14 protein-coding genes are annotated in these 14,472 nt (G+C 66.1%); 6 read left to right on the top strand and 8 right to left on the bottom strand.

All coding sequences use genetic code 11. The features are described 5' to 3' along the window. Positions 1-195 precede the first annotated feature (195 nt). The gene (locus JCQ34_RS09300) at positions 196-1,260 is read left to right on the top strand and encodes a spore photoproduct lyase family protein (protein WP_286404071.1); all 1,065 of its coding nucleotides are present in this window, start codon (positions 196-198) and stop codon (positions 1,258-1,260) included. Positions 1,261-1,307: 47 nt separating this feature from the next. Here JCQ34_RS09300 and JCQ34_RS09295 read toward each other — a convergent pair whose 3' ends face one another. The 4 genes from JCQ34_RS09295 to JCQ34_RS09280 form a co-directional block, all read right to left on the bottom strand. After that, positions 1,308-2,312, bottom strand: coding sequence for a DUF808 domain-containing protein (locus JCQ34_RS09295; RefSeq protein WP_236802673.1), 1,005 nt, complete (start codon positions 2,310-2,312; stop codon positions 1,308-1,310). A 122-nt stretch (positions 2,313-2,434) separates the two neighbouring features. Beyond that, positions 2,435-2,881, bottom strand: a complete 447-nt coding sequence (locus JCQ34_RS09290) for a VOC family protein (protein ID WP_286404066.1) — start codon at positions 2,879-2,881, stop codon at positions 2,435-2,437. A 585-nt stretch (positions 2,882-3,466) separates the two neighbouring features. After that, entirely contained in the window at positions 3,467-4,321 is an 855-nt protein-coding gene (locus JCQ34_RS09285) for a 3-hydroxyacyl-CoA dehydrogenase (protein ID WP_286404065.1), read from the bottom strand. A 24-nt stretch (positions 4,322-4,345) separates the two neighbouring features. After that, on the bottom strand, positions 4,346-4,978 hold the full coding sequence (locus tag JCQ34_RS09280; RefSeq protein WP_286404063.1) for a TetR/AcrR family transcriptional regulator: 633 nt from the start codon (positions 4,976-4,978) through the stop codon (positions 4,346-4,348). Between the two features lie 69 nt (positions 4,979-5,047). Between JCQ34_RS09280 and JCQ34_RS09275 the strand changes: the two genes are divergently transcribed. The 4 genes from JCQ34_RS09275 (at position 5,048) to JCQ34_RS09260 (ending at position 9,626) form a co-directional block, all read left to right on the top strand. Then, on the top strand, positions 5,048-7,456 hold the full coding sequence (locus JCQ34_RS09275) for an alpha/beta fold hydrolase (protein ID WP_286404060.1): 2,409 nt from the start codon (positions 5,048-5,050) through the stop codon (positions 7,454-7,456). Between the two features lie 176 nt (positions 7,457-7,632). Next, positions 7,633-8,271: a biotin transporter BioY gene (locus JCQ34_RS09270; RefSeq protein WP_286404059.1), complete on the top strand. Its 639-nt coding sequence runs from the start codon at positions 7,633-7,635 to the stop codon at positions 8,269-8,271. 6 nt (positions 8,272-8,277) lie between these two features. Then, complete coding sequence (locus JCQ34_RS09265) at positions 8,278-9,006, top strand: energy-coupling factor ABC transporter ATP-binding protein (RefSeq protein WP_286404058.1); 729 nt, start codon at positions 8,278-8,280, stop codon at positions 9,004-9,006. Then, positions 9,003-9,626, top strand: coding sequence for an energy-coupling factor transporter transmembrane component T family protein (locus JCQ34_RS09260; RefSeq protein ID WP_286404056.1), 624 nt, complete (start codon positions 9,003-9,005; stop codon positions 9,624-9,626). Before JCQ34_RS09265 ends, JCQ34_RS09260 begins: the two co-directional genes overlap by 4 nt. A gap of 7 nt (positions 9,627-9,633) precedes the next feature. On the opposite strand, the gene JCQ34_RS09255 is transcribed toward JCQ34_RS09260, so the two are convergent. Further along, complete coding sequence (locus JCQ34_RS09255) at positions 9,634-10,812, bottom strand: thiolase family protein (RefSeq protein ID WP_286404055.1); 1,179 nt, start codon at positions 10,810-10,812, stop codon at positions 9,634-9,636. Beyond that, positions 10,802-12,208: a class I adenylate-forming enzyme family protein gene (locus JCQ34_RS09250; RefSeq protein ID WP_286404053.1), complete on the bottom strand. Its 1,407-nt coding sequence runs from the start codon at positions 12,206-12,208 to the stop codon at positions 10,802-10,804. The genes JCQ34_RS09255 and JCQ34_RS09250 overlap by 11 nt, the downstream gene beginning before the upstream one ends. A 58-nt stretch (positions 12,209-12,266) precedes the next feature. Here JCQ34_RS09250 and ypfJ point away from each other — a divergent pair, with 58 nt between their 5' ends. Beyond that, positions 12,267-13,148, top strand: a complete 882-nt coding sequence (gene ypfJ, locus JCQ34_RS09245; protein WP_236802647.1) for a KPN_02809 family neutral zinc metallopeptidase — start codon at positions 12,267-12,269, stop codon at positions 13,146-13,148. A 137-nt stretch (positions 13,149-13,285) separates the two neighbouring features. Here ypfJ and JCQ34_RS09240 read toward each other — a convergent pair whose 3' ends face one another. Further along, complete coding sequence (locus JCQ34_RS09240) at positions 13,286-13,618, bottom strand: metal-sulfur cluster assembly factor (RefSeq protein WP_058267279.1); 333 nt, start codon at positions 13,616-13,618, stop codon at positions 13,286-13,288. 15 nt (positions 13,619-13,633) lie between these two features. Then, entirely contained in the window at positions 13,634-14,428 is a 795-nt protein-coding gene (gene sufC / locus JCQ34_RS09235) for a Fe-S cluster assembly ATPase SufC (RefSeq protein ID WP_286404049.1), read from the bottom strand. Positions 14,429-14,472 lie beyond the last annotated feature (44 nt).

The raw sequence follows: 14,472 nt of genomic DNA, 5'->3' as shown, positions 1-14,472 counted from the left end.
GTAAGGCCTTTCACAACAGGGAACGCCACGGTCCGCACACGGAGTGCCAGGGGACGCTGGGGCAGAGTGGCCGTGAGAACGGCACAGTCCAGTCTACCGTCCGGCAGGCGGCGGACCATCCATACTGCATCCAGGGGAAGGATGCCGTCGGCTTAACTGCCATTTCGGGCCCGGTCCGTCAAGGACAATGAGGACATGGAATTCGACCGGCTGCTGCAAATCCGCCGCATCTACGCGCAGCCTGCAGCCTTGGAGCTGCCGCGCGGGCGGGAGATCGTGGCACGGTGGCCGGGAGCCGACGTCGTTCCCGTGGAGAACCATTGGAACATCCCCGACCTCCACGGCGACGAAACCAACGTGCCGCGGTGGTCCCGGATCAAAACCGAGGCGCTAGTCCTCGGGGTCAAGAAGTCGCTGACCGTGAAGCCGAACGGCAGGTCAGCGGACTTCATTGCCCCCTCCACGGCCAACGGATGTGCCATGGCGTGCGCCTACTGCTATGTTCCGCGGCACAAGGGCTACAGCAACCCGGTCACCGTTTTCGCCAATATCGAGCAGATCGCCGGGGCGCTGGAACGGCACGCCACGCGCCAGGGACTCAAGCTGGAGCCTAACCAGTGCGACCCCGAGCTCTGGGTCTATGACATTGGTGAAAATAGCGACTGCTCGGTGGACGCGCTGATCAGTGACAACGTGGAGGACCTTGTCATGCTGTTCCGGGAACTGCCCAATGCCAAGCTGTCCTTCGCCACAAAGTTCGTCAACCGGCACATGCTCGGCTGGAACCACGGGGGCCACACCCGGGTCCGCTTCTCGCTGATGCCGGCGGACCTGGCGAAGTCGGTCGATGTGCGGACGTCCCCGGTGGCGGAGCGGCTGGCGGCCATTAACGACTTCGTCGACGCCGGCTACGAGGTACATGTGAACTTCTCCCCCGTGATCATTACTGACACGTGGCTGGCCGACTGGGAGGAGCTGCTGCGCCAGTTGGACGCCGCCCTGACCCCTGCAGCCAAGGCGCAGCTGGCCGCAGAGGTCATTTTCCTGACCCACAATGAGCAACTGCACGAGGTCAACCTGGGCTGGCACCCGCAGGCCGAAAACGTCCTGTGGCGCCCTGACCTCCAGGAGGCCAAAGTCTCCTCGAATGGTTTTAGCAATGTTCGGTACCGGGCGCGTGCCAAGGCAGGCTACGTCCAGCAACTGACTGCGCTGATTGGCAGGATCGCGCCTTACTGCCGGATCCGGTACGCGTTCTAAGCACTGCGCTCCCCGGCCGGCTGGCCCGCCCGCGATGGAACGGAAGACTAATGGCCTGCCGGACCACCGCCGTCGGGCGTTTCTCCTGCCGCGCCGTGCCCGTGATCCTTCGCCTTGCCGAAGGGCAGCACTTTCAGGAGCGGGCCAATTACAGCCATGACCACCAGGCCCCACGCGAGCCCGATCACCGCTGAGCACAGGGTGTCCACGAGCCAGGCCAGGAAGCCGCCAACGACGGCAACGCCCGCCACCGGGTGCTCGAGTGCGTGGATCAAGTCATAGGGCGCGTGCCAGCCAAGGTCGTGTGCCCCCTGCACCATAATGTGGCCGCCTACCCAGAGCATCGCGATCGTTCCCACGAAGGTAATCGCAGCCAGTACGGCCGGCATGCCCCTTACCAGCAGGTGGCCAAAGCGCTTGGCGCGCGCAGAATCCTTGGCGGCAAGATGGACTCCAATATCGTCCATCTTCACGATCAGCCCGACGGCGCCGTACACAAGCACTGTGATGGCAATCGCCACCAGGACCAGAATGAAAGCCCGGACCCAAATGGATTCAGTCGCCACCTCGTTCATGGAGATGACCATGATTTCGCAGGACAGGATGAAGTCGGTGGTGATAGCGCCCTTGACGACAGTGGCCTCCGCGTCATGCCCGCGTTCCACAGCCGGCGCTTCCTCGGCCTCATGGTGGCCGCCGCGCAGCTTGTGCCAGACCTTCTCCGCGCCCTCATAGCAGAGGTAGGTGCCGCCCAGCATCAGGATGAACGGGATGATCCAAGGGATGAAGGCGCTGATCAGCAGGAGCGCCGGAAGAATGATCAGGAGTTTGTTCCGGATGGAGCCCCAGAAGATCTTCTTGATCATGGGCAGCTCGCGCGACGGGTCCGCCCCGGACACATACTGCGGGGTGACGGCGGCGTCGTCAATTACGACGCCGGCGGCCTTGGTACCAGCCTTGGCGGCACCGGCTGCCACATCGTCTACCGAGGCTGCCGCGATGCGGGCCAGGGCGGCGACGTCGTCCAGCAGGGCGACGAGCCCGCCGCTCACAGGTGGCCTCCGCCTGGCTGGGGACCGGACGGTTGTGCGTGGGTGGGTGCGTGCGTGATGGGCATGTTCGGAGTATATGGCAGCAGGGCGTAGGCCCTCTCACCCGCTCGGGGGCGAGGTGCTCAGTTTCCGGTGGACTTCTTGAGTTCCTGGGCGAACATCACAATGATGCCGCTGGGACCACGGACGTAAGTCAGCTTGTAGATGTCTCCGTAGGTTGCGACGCCCCGCAGCGGGCGGCATCCATGCTTCGCCGCGATCTCCAGCGAGGCGTCAATGTCGTCGACCGAAAAGGCAACGCGGTGCATGCCGATTTCGTTCGGCAGTGTGGGGTGTGTGTCGATGGCGGCAGGATGGATGTACTCGAAGAGCTCAAGCTGGCCTCTGCCGTCCGGGGTCTGGAGCACGGCGATTTTTGCGTGGTTGCCGTCAAGGCCCACGGCGGTGTCGGCCCACTCCCCGCTGACGGTGTCACGGCCCAGGACCGTAAGCCCGAGGTCAGTGAAGAACGCGATGGCCTCTTCCAGGTCACGAACCGCGATTCCGACGTTCTCAAGTTTGATCGGCATGTGCCACAGGCTACCAACTCACGAACTCCTGGTCAGTGGACCGAGTACCTGACAAACCGGCCGAAATAATGCGTCTCCGTAAGAACCATTAGCTGATTCAGATCATTCTTCGTCCTGATGATCGCCTGCGTTACGGTGCAGGAAAACATCACCTACGGCTTCGAGAACGCCCTGAACTACAGCAGCGATGACTTCCACGAGCACGGACATGCGAACAGAATACGACGGCGCGCACGGAAGTTGCGCGGAGTCCAGTCCGTACCCGATCGGCATATGAGCAGGCCGTGGGCTCGTGAATTGGACGCTCGCAGGGCCGCGGCTTGCTTGCCGACTAATCTTTGTTCAACGAGAAAAACTTCCTTGGGGGATGTATGCAAAGCCCACTGTTCCCTCGGTCTTCAGGCTGACGGTTATTTTACCGAGGTCCGCGAGGTCTCCACCGAAAACAGCCTCAAGGCATAAGCCCATTCTTTGCCGGACAACCACTCGCTGCCTGCAGCCGGAGGGCAATGAGTTCTGCCCGCCCTCGCGGTCGGTCCAAGACCTGGAACGGGAAAAGCTGCAGCAGCACTAAAGGTCCTCGACTCAGTACTTGTAGAAGCCCTCCCCCGAGGCGACCCCCAGCTTGCCCTGGTCGATGTAGTGCTCCTTCAGGTACTGGGCGAACGCCTGGGAACCGGCATCCGGCGAGGAAGAGGCGATGTTGTACGCCGTGGTGAGGCCGACGACGTCGTAGATCTGGAACGGTCCGGTCGGGGCCCCCGTGGCGATGCGCCATGTCTTGTCAATGGTGTGCGGGTCGGCGACGCCCTGCAGCAGCAGTCCGGCGGCCGCGTTCAGCAGCGGAACCAGCAGCGAGTTCAGGACGTATCCGGCCTTCTCCTTCCTGATCTCGATCGGTTCCAGTCCGCTGTTCCGGGCAAAGTCCACAACAGCGGCGAACACCGCCGGGTCCGTCTCCGCGGTGCCCATGACCTCGGCGATGTTCTGCGCCCAGATGTTGTTGGCGTAATGGAGCGCGAGGAAGCGGTCCGGGCGTCCGGTGAAGTCTTTCAGGTCACTGGGCAGCAGGGTGGACGAGTTGGTCGCGAAGATGGCTTTGGCCGGCGCCAGCTCCGCGAGCTTGCGGTAGACGTCTCGTTTGAGTTCCAGCAGCTCGGGAACGGCTTCGATCACGAGGTCCGCGTCGACGACGGCGTCCCCCAGGTCTGCGGTGAGGCGGAGGTTTGCCAGGGCTGCTTCGGTCTTGCCCCCGGTAGCGCCGGCTACCTGTGCCCGGTAGACCCCGGCGAGGCGGGTGAAACGGTCCCGCGCCTTGGCAAGCGCGTCCTCGTCGACGTCGTAGGCGGTGACTGCGAAACCGTGGAATGCGGCCTGGAAGGCGATCTGGGAGCCGAGCACTCCGGTGCCGAGCACGGTGAGTACCTTGATGGAGGACATTATGATTTCCTTTCGGCGCGGGCCCTAGCGGCCGCCGGGATTGTCGGACCCGTAAATACTGCGGATCCAGATGGTCGACAGGACGTCCAGGGCTGCGGTCTCCGCGATGGCGGGACTCTCCCGGTTGAGGACAGCAGTAATGACCCGTTCGTTCATCAGGTTCAGGCTCACCGCGAGGTCGTGCGCGTCGATGCCCGCCGGCGCCGCCCCGCGGGCCTGCTCGGCACGGATGACGTCGCTTGAGAAGTCCACCCAGGACTGCATTGATCTGGACCACAGCCCGCGCACCTCGTCGTTGCGGGCGCGCGCCCCGATGGCGGCGGTCGACACACCGCGGTGCGAGACAAACACCTCAACGAACATTCCGATGGAACGGGTCCACGCACCCGCGGGGTCGCTCTCGAAATCGCGCGGCAGGTGCCCCACCCGGTGCTCGACCTCGGTGATTACCCGGTCCAGCAGGGCCAGCAGCACGGCATCTTTCGAGGGGAAGTAGAAGTAGAACGTGGGGCGCGATATGCCGGCACCCCGGGCCAGGTCCTCGATGGAGACGTCGTCAAAGGCACGGTTTGCCAGGAGGGCCTCGGCGGTGACCAGGATTGCGTCCTGGCGCTCATCGCCCGAAACCCTCGCGGTGCGTCTTCCTCTTTGAGCCATGCGCCCATCCTAGCCCCGGCTCTCAACACGGTGTTGACTATCTCAACATTGAGTCGATAGCTTGGCGGCATGAGCGAGCACGTAGATGTGTTGATTGTCGGCGCCGGGCTGAGCGGTGTGGGTTTCGCCAGCCGGCTGAAGCGCGAGGTACCCGGAAAAACCTTCACCGTACTGGAGTCGAGGAACGCCGTCGGGGGTACCTGGGACCTGTTCCGGTACCCCGGGATCCGGTCCGACAGCGACATGTACACGCTCGGCTACTCCTTCCGGCCCTGGGCCGGCGCCAAGGCGATCGCGGACGGCGAGTCCATCCGCGAGTACATCGAGGCAACGGTCGCCGACGAGGGCCTGGCGCCGCGGATCCGGCTGAACACCAGGGTCATTTCCGCCTCATGGTCAAGCGAAACCGCACTGTGGACCGTGACGGCGGTTCACACGTCCGGGGGCGAGTTCCGGTCCGGCGACACCGCCTCCTCCCCCGAGCCACTCACCTTCACCTGCTCGTTCCTGTCCGTCTGTTCCGGCTACTACCGCTATGACGAGGGCTTCACCCCGGCCATCGACGGGGCCGATACCTTTGCCGGAACGATCGTCCACCCGCAGCACTGGCCGGCCGACCTCGACTATGAGGGAAAGCAGGTGGTGGTCATCGGCAGCGGCGCCACGGCCGTGACGCTGGTGCCGTCCATGGCAAAGTCGGCGGCCAAGGTAACGATGCTGCAGCGCTCCCCCACCTACATCGCCCCCGTGCCCGCGCGGGACCACCTGGCCGACCGCCTCCGGGGCAAGCTGCCCGCGCAACTGGCGTACGACGTCGTACGTTCCAAGAACATTCTTTTCTCCATGTTCACCTACCAGCTCAGCCGACGGCGGCCCGAGACGATGAAGGCGATCCTGCGCAAGTCGGCAGTAGCCAAACTGCCGGCGGGCTTCCCGGTGGACACGCATCTGGCCCCGTCGTACCAGCCGTGGGACCAGCGGGTCTGCGCGATCCCCAACGGAGACCTGTACCGGGCCATCAGTGTCGGCACTGCCGAAATCGTGACCGACACGATTTCCCGGATCACCCCGGACGGGATTGACCTGGCCTCCGGCACGTCGCTGCCCGCCGACGTCATTGTCACGGCCACGGGACTGAACCTGCTGGTGATCGGCGGCATGAAGCTCTCCGTCGACGGCGAGTCCGTGGACGTCGGCAAGACCCTCACCTACAAGGGCATGATGCTGGAGGGGGTCCCGAACTTCGCCCTCACCATCGGCTACACCAACGCGTCCTGGACCCTGAAGGCGGACCTGGTCGCCGGCTACATCTGCAGGCTGATCAAGCAGCTCGACCGCCGGAACCTCCAGTGGGTGGTACCCGTGGCACCCGCCGACGTCGCCAACGGCACGCTGTCAAAGCTGATCGACCTGAAGGCCGGCTACATTTTCCGTGGCGCCGACCAGTTGCCCCGGCAGGGCGCCGCCTCGCCATGGCGGCTGCACCAGAACTACTTCCGCGACTTCGCCCTGCTCCGGGCCGGCAGACTGACCGACCACGTCCGCCTCGGCCGGCGCGGGCAGCCGGTGCGGAAAACCGCCCGGCAACCCGCGACCCCGGCCCGGGATCCCCTCGCGCTGCCGGGGACGGGCCATGTCACCGTCGCGGGGTCACGGCTGCGCTTCCGGAAGACCGGCAGCGGGGATCCGGTCCTGCTGCTGCACGGCATCGGCCAGAGCCTCGAGGACTGGAACGAACAGCACGATCGGCTCTCGGACCGCCACACGGTCTACAGCGTCGACCTGCCAGGCTTCGCGTACTCCGAACGGCTCCCCGGCACGACCACGCTCGCAAAGCTGGCCGGGATCCTGCCGGCCTTCCTGGACGCCGTCGGGGTTACCGGGCCGCTGCCCGTGATGGGCAACTCGCTCGGCGGTGCCGTGGCCATGAAGCTGGCCGCCGACCATCCGGACCGCGTCTCCGCGCTCGTGCTGGCCAACAGCGCCGGATTCGGCCAGGAAGTGGCACTGGTCCTTCGCCTCCTTGCGGTCCGCCCGCTCGCGGCCCTGCTCCTGCGGCCCGACGAGAAAGCATCACGCCGGACGGTACAGTCGCTCTTCTACGACAAAACGCTGGTCACGGACGACCGCATCGGCCACGCGCTCGCCCTGTCGCAGCGGGAGGCGCACCGCCGGACGCTGGTCGACGTCGCCCGCGACCTAGGAACGATTTCCGGTGTCCGGGCCGAGTGGCGCACCGCTCTGATCGGCTCGCTGGCCAAGTCCGACGTTCCGGCGCTGGTGGTGTGGGGCGACCACGACCACATCCTGCCGTTCAGCCACCTTGAAGCGGCCGCCGCGGCGCTGCCCCGCGCCGAGTCCCACGTCTTCGCCAAGACCGGACACATGCCGCAGATCGAACGGCCTGACGAGTTCGCGGCCGTCGTCGAGGACTTCCTCACGAGGATCTCCGCAGACCGTCAGGCGGCAAGCATCTAAGGGCGCTTCCCGACGACGGCAAGGACTTCGGGCGCCACGTCCAACGCCGGCATTGTGCCCACCCCAAAAGCAACAAGCCTCCAGGTTAGTGGAACCCCTACAAAGTGGCGTGCGTTCTGCCCCGGTAGCGTCGGCTGTACATTAGATTCCGCTTGTACAACCCCGACAGGACCGCCATGAGCAGCACCACAACCAAGACCACTCCCACAACGGACCGCCACCGCTGGAACGGCACTGACCTCGGGCTGATCGCCGTCTTCGCCGCCCTGGTCGCAGCCGCAGCCTTGGTGCCGGGCCTGGCCCTGAACGGTTTCGGCGTCCCCATCACCTTCCAGACCCTGGCGGTGATGCTCACCGGACTGGTGCTTGGCCCCGCCCGCGGGTTCGCCGCCGTCGGGCTTTACACGCTCCTTGGCCTGGCCGGCCTGCCCATTTTCAGCCAGGGCCGCAGCGGCCTGGCCATCCTCGCCGGGCCGTCTGCCGGCTACATCATCGCCTTCCCCATCGCCGCATTTGTCGTGGGATGGCTGGCCACCCTGGTGATCCGGCGCACCACCAAGGCCCGCGCCCTCTGGTTCTTCCTTGCCGCGACAGCCACGAGCATCGTCTTCGTGCACACGCTGGGGATCATCGGAATTGCGATGAACTCCAAGGCCACCCTGGAGCAGGCCTTCATGAGCGACCTCGTCTTCTACCCCGGCGACATCGTCAAGAACGTCCTGGCAGCTGCCATCGCCGTCGCCCTTCACCGGGCCTTCCCGGACGTCCTGGTGCGCCGCGTCCGGCGCCGTGCCCTGCCCGCCGAGAGCGCCTAGGCCGCCATGCCCGCCGTGGCCTTCGCCCAGGCGTCCGTCGCCGTCGAACGGGAGGACACCCCGCACCCCAAAGTGCTCCTTCACCCGGTCGACCTCCGGCTGGAGGAAGCACGCATCGGCATCATCGGTGCCAACGGTTCCGGGAAATCCACCCTGCTGCGCCTGGTCAACGGACTCATCCAGCCCACCACAGGGACAGTAACGGTCGACGGCGACGACACAGTCCGCGCCGTCCGGAAAGTCCGGCGCAACGTGGGGTTCGTCTTCACCGATCCGCTGTCCCAGCTGGTGATGCCCACAGGCCGCGAGGACGTGGAACTGTCCCTGCGTCGATCTGTCCGGAACGCGGCCGAGCGGCGCAGCCAGGCCGAAGCCGCACTGCAAAGACTGGGCCTGCTGCACCTGGCGGACCAGAGCATCTACGAACTGTCCGGCGGCGAACGGCAGCTCATGGCGCTCGCCGCCGTACTGGCCGTCGACCCTAAAGTGCTGGTCCTGGACGAGCCCTCCACCCTCCTGGACCTGCGCAACCGCGAACTGCTCCGCAGGACGCTGGCGGGCCTGGACCAGCAGGTCATCCTGTCCACGCACGACCTCGAACTGGCCCTGGACATGGACCGGGTCCTGGTGATCGCAGACGGACGCGTAGCCTTCGACGGCGCCCCTGCAGAAGCAGTGACTGCCTACCGTTCCTGGTGCATGCAGGGGCTCAACACGGCGCGGGATGTTCCGTGAGGGGCCACGGCTTCCTCCTTGCCAACTATGTGCCCGGCGATTCGCTTCTGCACCGGGCACCGCTGGCACTGAAGTTCCTCCTGGTCGTAGCCTGCGGCCTGGTTTCCTTCATCATTGTGGACTGGCGCATCTCCGCAGCGGTACTGGCTGCGCTGTGCGTTCTCTTTTTGGCTTCCGGAGCCGGAGTGAAAAGGCTCTGGCGCGCCATCCGGCCGCTTGCCCCCGTGCTGTTGGTGATTGGTCTCTTCCAGTGGTGGCAACTCGGCGGCCCCACGGCGGGGCGGATCGTGTTGAACATCCTGCTCTGCGTGGTGGCCGCGTCCCTGCTCACCGCCACCACGCCGATTCAGCGGCTCCTCGACGGCGTGGTCCGGGCTGCCCGTCCCTTTACCAGGTTCGGCGCGGATCCGGAGCGCTTTGCCCTGACCATCGGCATCATGCTCCGCAGCATCCCGTTCATCGCCGGCACCTTCGCCGACGTCCGTGACTCCGCCAAGGCCCGCGGCCTGGAGCGCAATCCGCGGGCCCTGGTCCTGCCCGTCCTCATCACCTCGGTGGCATACGCACGCCAAACGGGTGAAGCGCTCGCGGCCCGTGGCCTGGGCGAAGCCGAGGACTAGAGCCGGCCTAGAGGCGCCGGTACTCCAGCAGTGCGGCCGTCCCCATTCCGCCCGCCATGCTGATCATGGCCAGCGCCAAGGCTTTCGACGTCCCTGCCCTCCGCGCCTGCGCGAGCAACCGGGTCACCAGCACCGCCCCCGAGGCACCATAGGCGTGCCCCAGCGCCAGCGCCCCGCCATCGAGGTTGGCCCGGTCCGGCTCGATTCCCAGCTGGTCCAGGCACGCGAGGGTCTGGGACGCAAAGGCCTCATTGAACTCCACCAGGTCCACGTGTTCTGCGGTCACACCGGCCTCCGCGAGTAGCCCACCGGCGGCCCGCACAGCACCGATCCCCAGCACCCTGGGCTCGACGCCGGCGGTTGCGGTTCCGCGCACCAACAGCGCGTCGCGTGCCCCAAGTTGGCGGGCACACTCCAGGGACGTGATAGCGACGGCGGAGGCACCATCCGCGTCAAAGCAGGAGTTCCCGGCGGTGACAGTTCCTCCTGGCACGAAGGCGGGCGGGAACCGTCGCATGACGGCCGGGGTGAGGCCGCGCCGGGGGCCACTGTCACAGGAGATCATGCCTGCGGCCGTGGCCAGCGGGACGATTTCGCCGGCAAAGCGTCCGTCCCTGATTGCCGCCAGGGCTTTCCGGTGGCTGGCCAGCGCGAAGTCATCCTGCCGCTCCCTGCCGATGCCGTATTCCTGCGCCACCGTCTCCGCCGCAACGCCCATGTCCGGATCGCCGAAGCTTTCCGGCACAAACTGGGCGCGCCGGTAGAAGTCCGCGCCGCCGTCGTCCGTCCTGTGGGCCCGCAGGGGTGCGGTGCTAGTGCTCTCCACTCCCCCGGCCAGGTAAAGCGGGTTGCCGCCTGCTGCAACCAGCCGGCCGGCGAGGACAATGGCGTCCAGCCCGGAACCGCACTGTCGGTCGACGGTGATCCCGGGGACACTAACTGGGAGTCCGGCCTCGAGCAGGGCCAGCCGGGCCACGTTGCCGCCGCCGCCTACTGCGTTGCCGATGACAACGTCGGAGACGGAGGCGGGATCGAGTGCAACCTCCGAGACCAGCTCCCGCAGGACGGGTGCCAAAAGTTCATGGGCGCGCAGGCTCCGCAATGCGCCGTTGACGGGGCACACCGGGGTCCGGCGCGCGGCGATGATGACGGGCTGGCGTTCCGGCGGCAACAGGTCAGCCGGCAAGGAGCCGCGCCCTTGGATCCCGGGAACTGATCCACTCCAGCAGCAGGCTCCGGCTGACCTTGCCGCGGTCCGTGGTGGGCAGTTCCGGCAGGAGGTAGTACTGCAGGGGACGCTTGTGCCGGGACAAGAGGTCTTCCAGGCCAGCCCTGAGCTGGGTTGCCGTGATCCCGCCGTGGGACGCAACCACGCCGGCCACCACCCGCTGGCCGCGCAGATCGTCCGGCATTCCGGCGGCGAGGGCAGCCGCCACACCGGGGACTGCGGCCAGAGCCAACTCCACCTCGTGGGGGTACACGTTCCGGCCGGCGGTAAGGATCATGTCGGCGCGCCGGCCGAGGATGTGCAGTTCCCCGTCCTCGAGATAGCCCTGGTCCCCCACCGTGTACCAGTTGCCGAAGGACCGCAGAGCCTGGCCGTCATCGCCCCACAGGTAGCCGTTGCTGACCATGCCGCTGCTGACGCAGATGTTGCCGTAGCCGCCGTCCGGGACCTGGGTGCCGGAGTCGTCCATGATCCGGACTTCGACGCCGGGAAAGGGACGCCCGATTCCGGTTCCACCGGGGGCCGCAGCCTGGCCGGGTGCCAGTCCCAGGCCGGAAACGAAGCTCAGTTCGGAGGCGCCGTAATACTCGTAGATGGTGGCGTTCGGGGCCCAGCGCCGGGCCGCTTCCAGTGTGCGGGCATCCAGCTTCGAGCCGGCGCAGATGATGCTGCGGATCCCCGACGCATCCACGCAACCCGTCATGCCGCGTTCGCTGAGCATCCGCAGCATGGTGGGCACCAGGACCAGCCGGGTGACGCGGTCGTGCGTGATGGCGGCGTGGACGTCGCCGACGTCGAACGTCTCCAGCGTCTGGAACTCGGAACCGGCGTAGAGGCATTCAGCCAGGGCGTAGAGATTGAGGCTGGCGGCCAGCGGCCCCGGGGCAAGGGTGACGTCATCCTGGCGAAGGCCGAAGAACTCAATCGAGGCATCGAAAGACTGCTGCCAGGACTGGCGGGAGCGGGTGAAGGCCTTGGGTACCGACGTGGTCCCGGAAGTGAGGCCGATCAGGAAGGTGGACTCCGGCGGTCCATCCACGAGGTCCTCGTCCGGGGACACCGGCGCCGCAATACTGTTCGCCTCCACATGCCTGACGATGTCCTCCTGCAGGGGCGCGGGCCAGTCCGGATCGAGGACCGCGCACTGCCGGTTGCCGGCCACAGCAGCGGCGAACCTCACGGCAAAATCCACGGAATTGGCTTCGCGGAGCGTGGTCACCGACTTCGTCCCGGCCACCAGCCCGGCGGCCGCATCGCACAGCCCTGCCCAGTCAAGCCGGCGCCCGCCAACCACGACGGCGGTCTCGTGCGGCCGGTGATCAGCCCAGCGCTGGATCTTGTTCAGGAATGGCACGGACCAACTTTACCGGCCGGCACGGATTGAGGACCGGGCCCGCGGGTATTGTGACGATATGAGTTTCAATGACAACGCGCAGCTTGATCCCAGCCAGGTCCAGGACCGAAGGGGCATGGGGACCGGTGTGAAGGTCGGCGGCGGAATCGGCGGCGGCCTGGTCTTGCTTGTTGCGCTCCTCCTGGGCATCAACCCGAACATGCTCGGCGGCCTGACCGACGGCGGCACCGCCGGGCAGTCCCAGGGCACGGCTCCGGCCTGTAAAACCGGAGCGGATGCGGATGCGCGGCTTGACTGCCGGATCACCGGCACGGTGAACAGCCTCAACGCGTTCTGGCCGGGCTACCTCCAGCAGTACAAGGTGCAGTACCCGCGGCCGGAGGCAGTGATCTTCAACGGCAGCACCAACACCGGCTGCGGGCCCGCCACTTCCGACGTGGGTCCCTTCTACTGCCCGACGGACACCACCGCCTACTTCGATCCCGGATTCTTCCAGGAACTCGTGGACCGGTTCGGCTCCTCCGGTGGTCCCCTGGCCCAGGAATACGTGGTGGCCCACGAGTTCGGCCACCACGTGCAGAACCTGCTCGGTGACCTGAAGCGGGCGCAGCAGGATCCGCAGGGACCGGAGTCCGGGTCCGTCCGAACCGAGCTGCAGGCCGATTGCTATGCCGGGCTCTGGGCCAAGTACGCTTCCACCACCAAGGACCCCGCCACCGGGCAGCCCTACCTGGAACCCCTCACCCCGCAGGATGTGAATGACGCCCTCTCTGCGGCGGCCTCCGTGGGCGATGACCGGATCCAGAAGGCAGCCACCGGCCGTGTCTCCCCCGAAGGCTGGACCCACGGATCCAGCGAGGAACGCCAGCGCTGGTTCTCCCGGGGCTACCAGTCGGGCGACATCAAGCAGTGCGACACCTTCTCCGCCGCCACCCTCTAACCCCCGGTTCACCCCATCGATTGCTCCGCACTTGTCGTTTAGATCGCTGAAAACGACAGTTACGCAGCAATCGATGAGCCAACGACGACGGCGGGCCACCTTTCCTGCGAAAGGTGACCCGCCGTCGTCGTACTTATTTAGATGTTGAAGCCGAGGGCCCGCATCTGGTCCTTGCCGTCGTCGGTGATCCGTTCGGGACCCCATGGCGGCATCCATACCCAGTTCAGGCGCCAGTCGTCCACGACGCCGTCCAGGGCCTGGCCAACCTGCTCCTCGAGTACATCGGTGAGCGGGCAGGCGGCGGTGGTGAGCGTCATGTCGATCAGGAGCGCACCGTCGTCGTCGGAGTACTTGAGGCCGTACAGCAGGCCCAGGTCCACAACGTTGACGCCAAGCTCAGGGTCGATGACGTCCTTGAGCGCCTCTTCGACGTCCTCCAAGGCCGTGCGGCCCGGCGTAATTTCGGTCATGACAATGAGTCCTTACTAAGCCTGTACTGGGGCCGGAGCCGCGACGGTGGCTGCGCCGGCGCCCTTGGCGTAACGGTCGTAGCCTTCTTCTTCGAGGCGGTCGGCCAGCTCGGGGCCGCCTTCCTCAACAACCTGGCCGTCCACGAACACGTGCACGAAGTCCGGCTTGATGTAGCGCAGGATACGCGTGTAGTGCGTGATGAGCAGCGTGCCCATGTTCCCCTCGGAGTGTGCACGGTTGACGCCCTCGGAGACGATCTTCAGCGCGTCGACGTCCAGGCCGGAGTCGGTCTCGTCCAGCACGGCGAACTTGGGCTTGAAGAGTTCAAGCTGCAGGATCTCCACGCGCTTCTTTTCGCCGCCGGAGAAGCCTTCGTTAACGTTGCGCTGGGCGAAGTCGGCGTCGATGCGCAGCTTCTCCATGGCGTCCTTGACGTCCTTGGTCCAGGTACGCAGCTTGGGTGCTTCGCCGTCGATGGCGGTCTTGGCGGTGCGCAGGAAGTTGGTCATGGTGACGCCAGGAACCTCCACCGGGTACTGCATGGCCAGGAAGAGGCCGGCGCGGGCGCGCTCGTCAACGCTCATGGCCAGCACGTCTTCGCCGTCCAGGGTGATGCTGCCGCTGGTGACGGTGTAGCGGGGGTGGCCCGCGATGGTGGAGGCCAGGGTGGACTTGCCGGAGCCGTTGGGGCCCATGATGGCGTGCGTCTCGCCGGTCCTGATGGTCAGGCTGACGCCCTTCAGGATCTCCTTGGTGCCCTGTTCCGTCTCAATGCTGACGTGCAGGTCCTTGATCTCAAGAGTTGACATGCTCTTCTTTCTTTTTCGCTCGTAAGTCTGGTGCTGCGCGGCGC

Origin of the sequence: Pseudarthrobacter defluvii (assembly GCF_030323865.1) — a bacterium.
GTDB classification, from domain to species: Bacteria; Actinomycetota; Actinomycetes; order Actinomycetales; family Micrococcaceae; genus Arthrobacter; species Arthrobacter sedimenti.
Note: the sequence above shows the minus strand (reverse complement) of the source record. Positions and strands in the feature narration are given on the sequence as shown.

What these genes read in the sequence shown, in the direction of transcription:
- JCQ34_RS09290 (WP_286404066.1), bottom strand. Translation starts at nt 2,881, where the DNA reads ATGCCGATCAAACTTGAGAACGTCGGAATCGCGGTTCGTGACCTGGAA.
- JCQ34_RS09285 (WP_286404065.1), bottom strand. Translation starts at nt 4,321, where the DNA reads ATGTCCTCCATCAAGGTACTCACCGTGCTCGGCACCGGAGTGCTCGGC.
- JCQ34_RS09300 (WP_286404071.1), top strand. Translation starts at nt 196, where the DNA reads ATGGAATTCGACCGGCTGCTGCAAATCCGCCGCATCTACGCGCAGCCT.
- JCQ34_RS09265 (WP_286404058.1), top strand. Translation starts at nt 8,278, where the DNA reads ATGCCCGCCGTGGCCTTCGCCCAGGCGTCCGTCGCCGTCGAACGGGAG.
- JCQ34_RS09270 (WP_286404059.1), top strand. Translation starts at nt 7,633, where the DNA reads ATGAGCAGCACCACAACCAAGACCACTCCCACAACGGACCGCCACCGC.
- sufC (WP_286404049.1), bottom strand. Translation starts at nt 14,428, where the DNA reads ATGTCAACTCTTGAGATCAAGGACCTGCACGTCAGCATTGAGACGGAA.
- JCQ34_RS09275 (WP_286404060.1), top strand. Translation starts at nt 5,048, where the DNA reads ATGAGCGAGCACGTAGATGTGTTGATTGTCGGCGCCGGGCTGAGCGGT.
- JCQ34_RS09240 (WP_058267279.1), bottom strand. Translation starts at nt 13,618, where the DNA reads ATGACCGAAATTACGCCGGGCCGCACGGCCTTGGAGGACGTCGAAGAG.
- JCQ34_RS09280 (WP_286404063.1), bottom strand. Translation starts at nt 4,978, where the DNA reads ATGGCTCAAAGAGGAAGACGCACCGCGAGGGTTTCGGGCGATGAGCGC.
- ypfJ (WP_236802647.1), top strand. Translation starts at nt 12,267, where the DNA reads ATGAGTTTCAATGACAACGCGCAGCTTGATCCCAGCCAGGTCCAGGAC.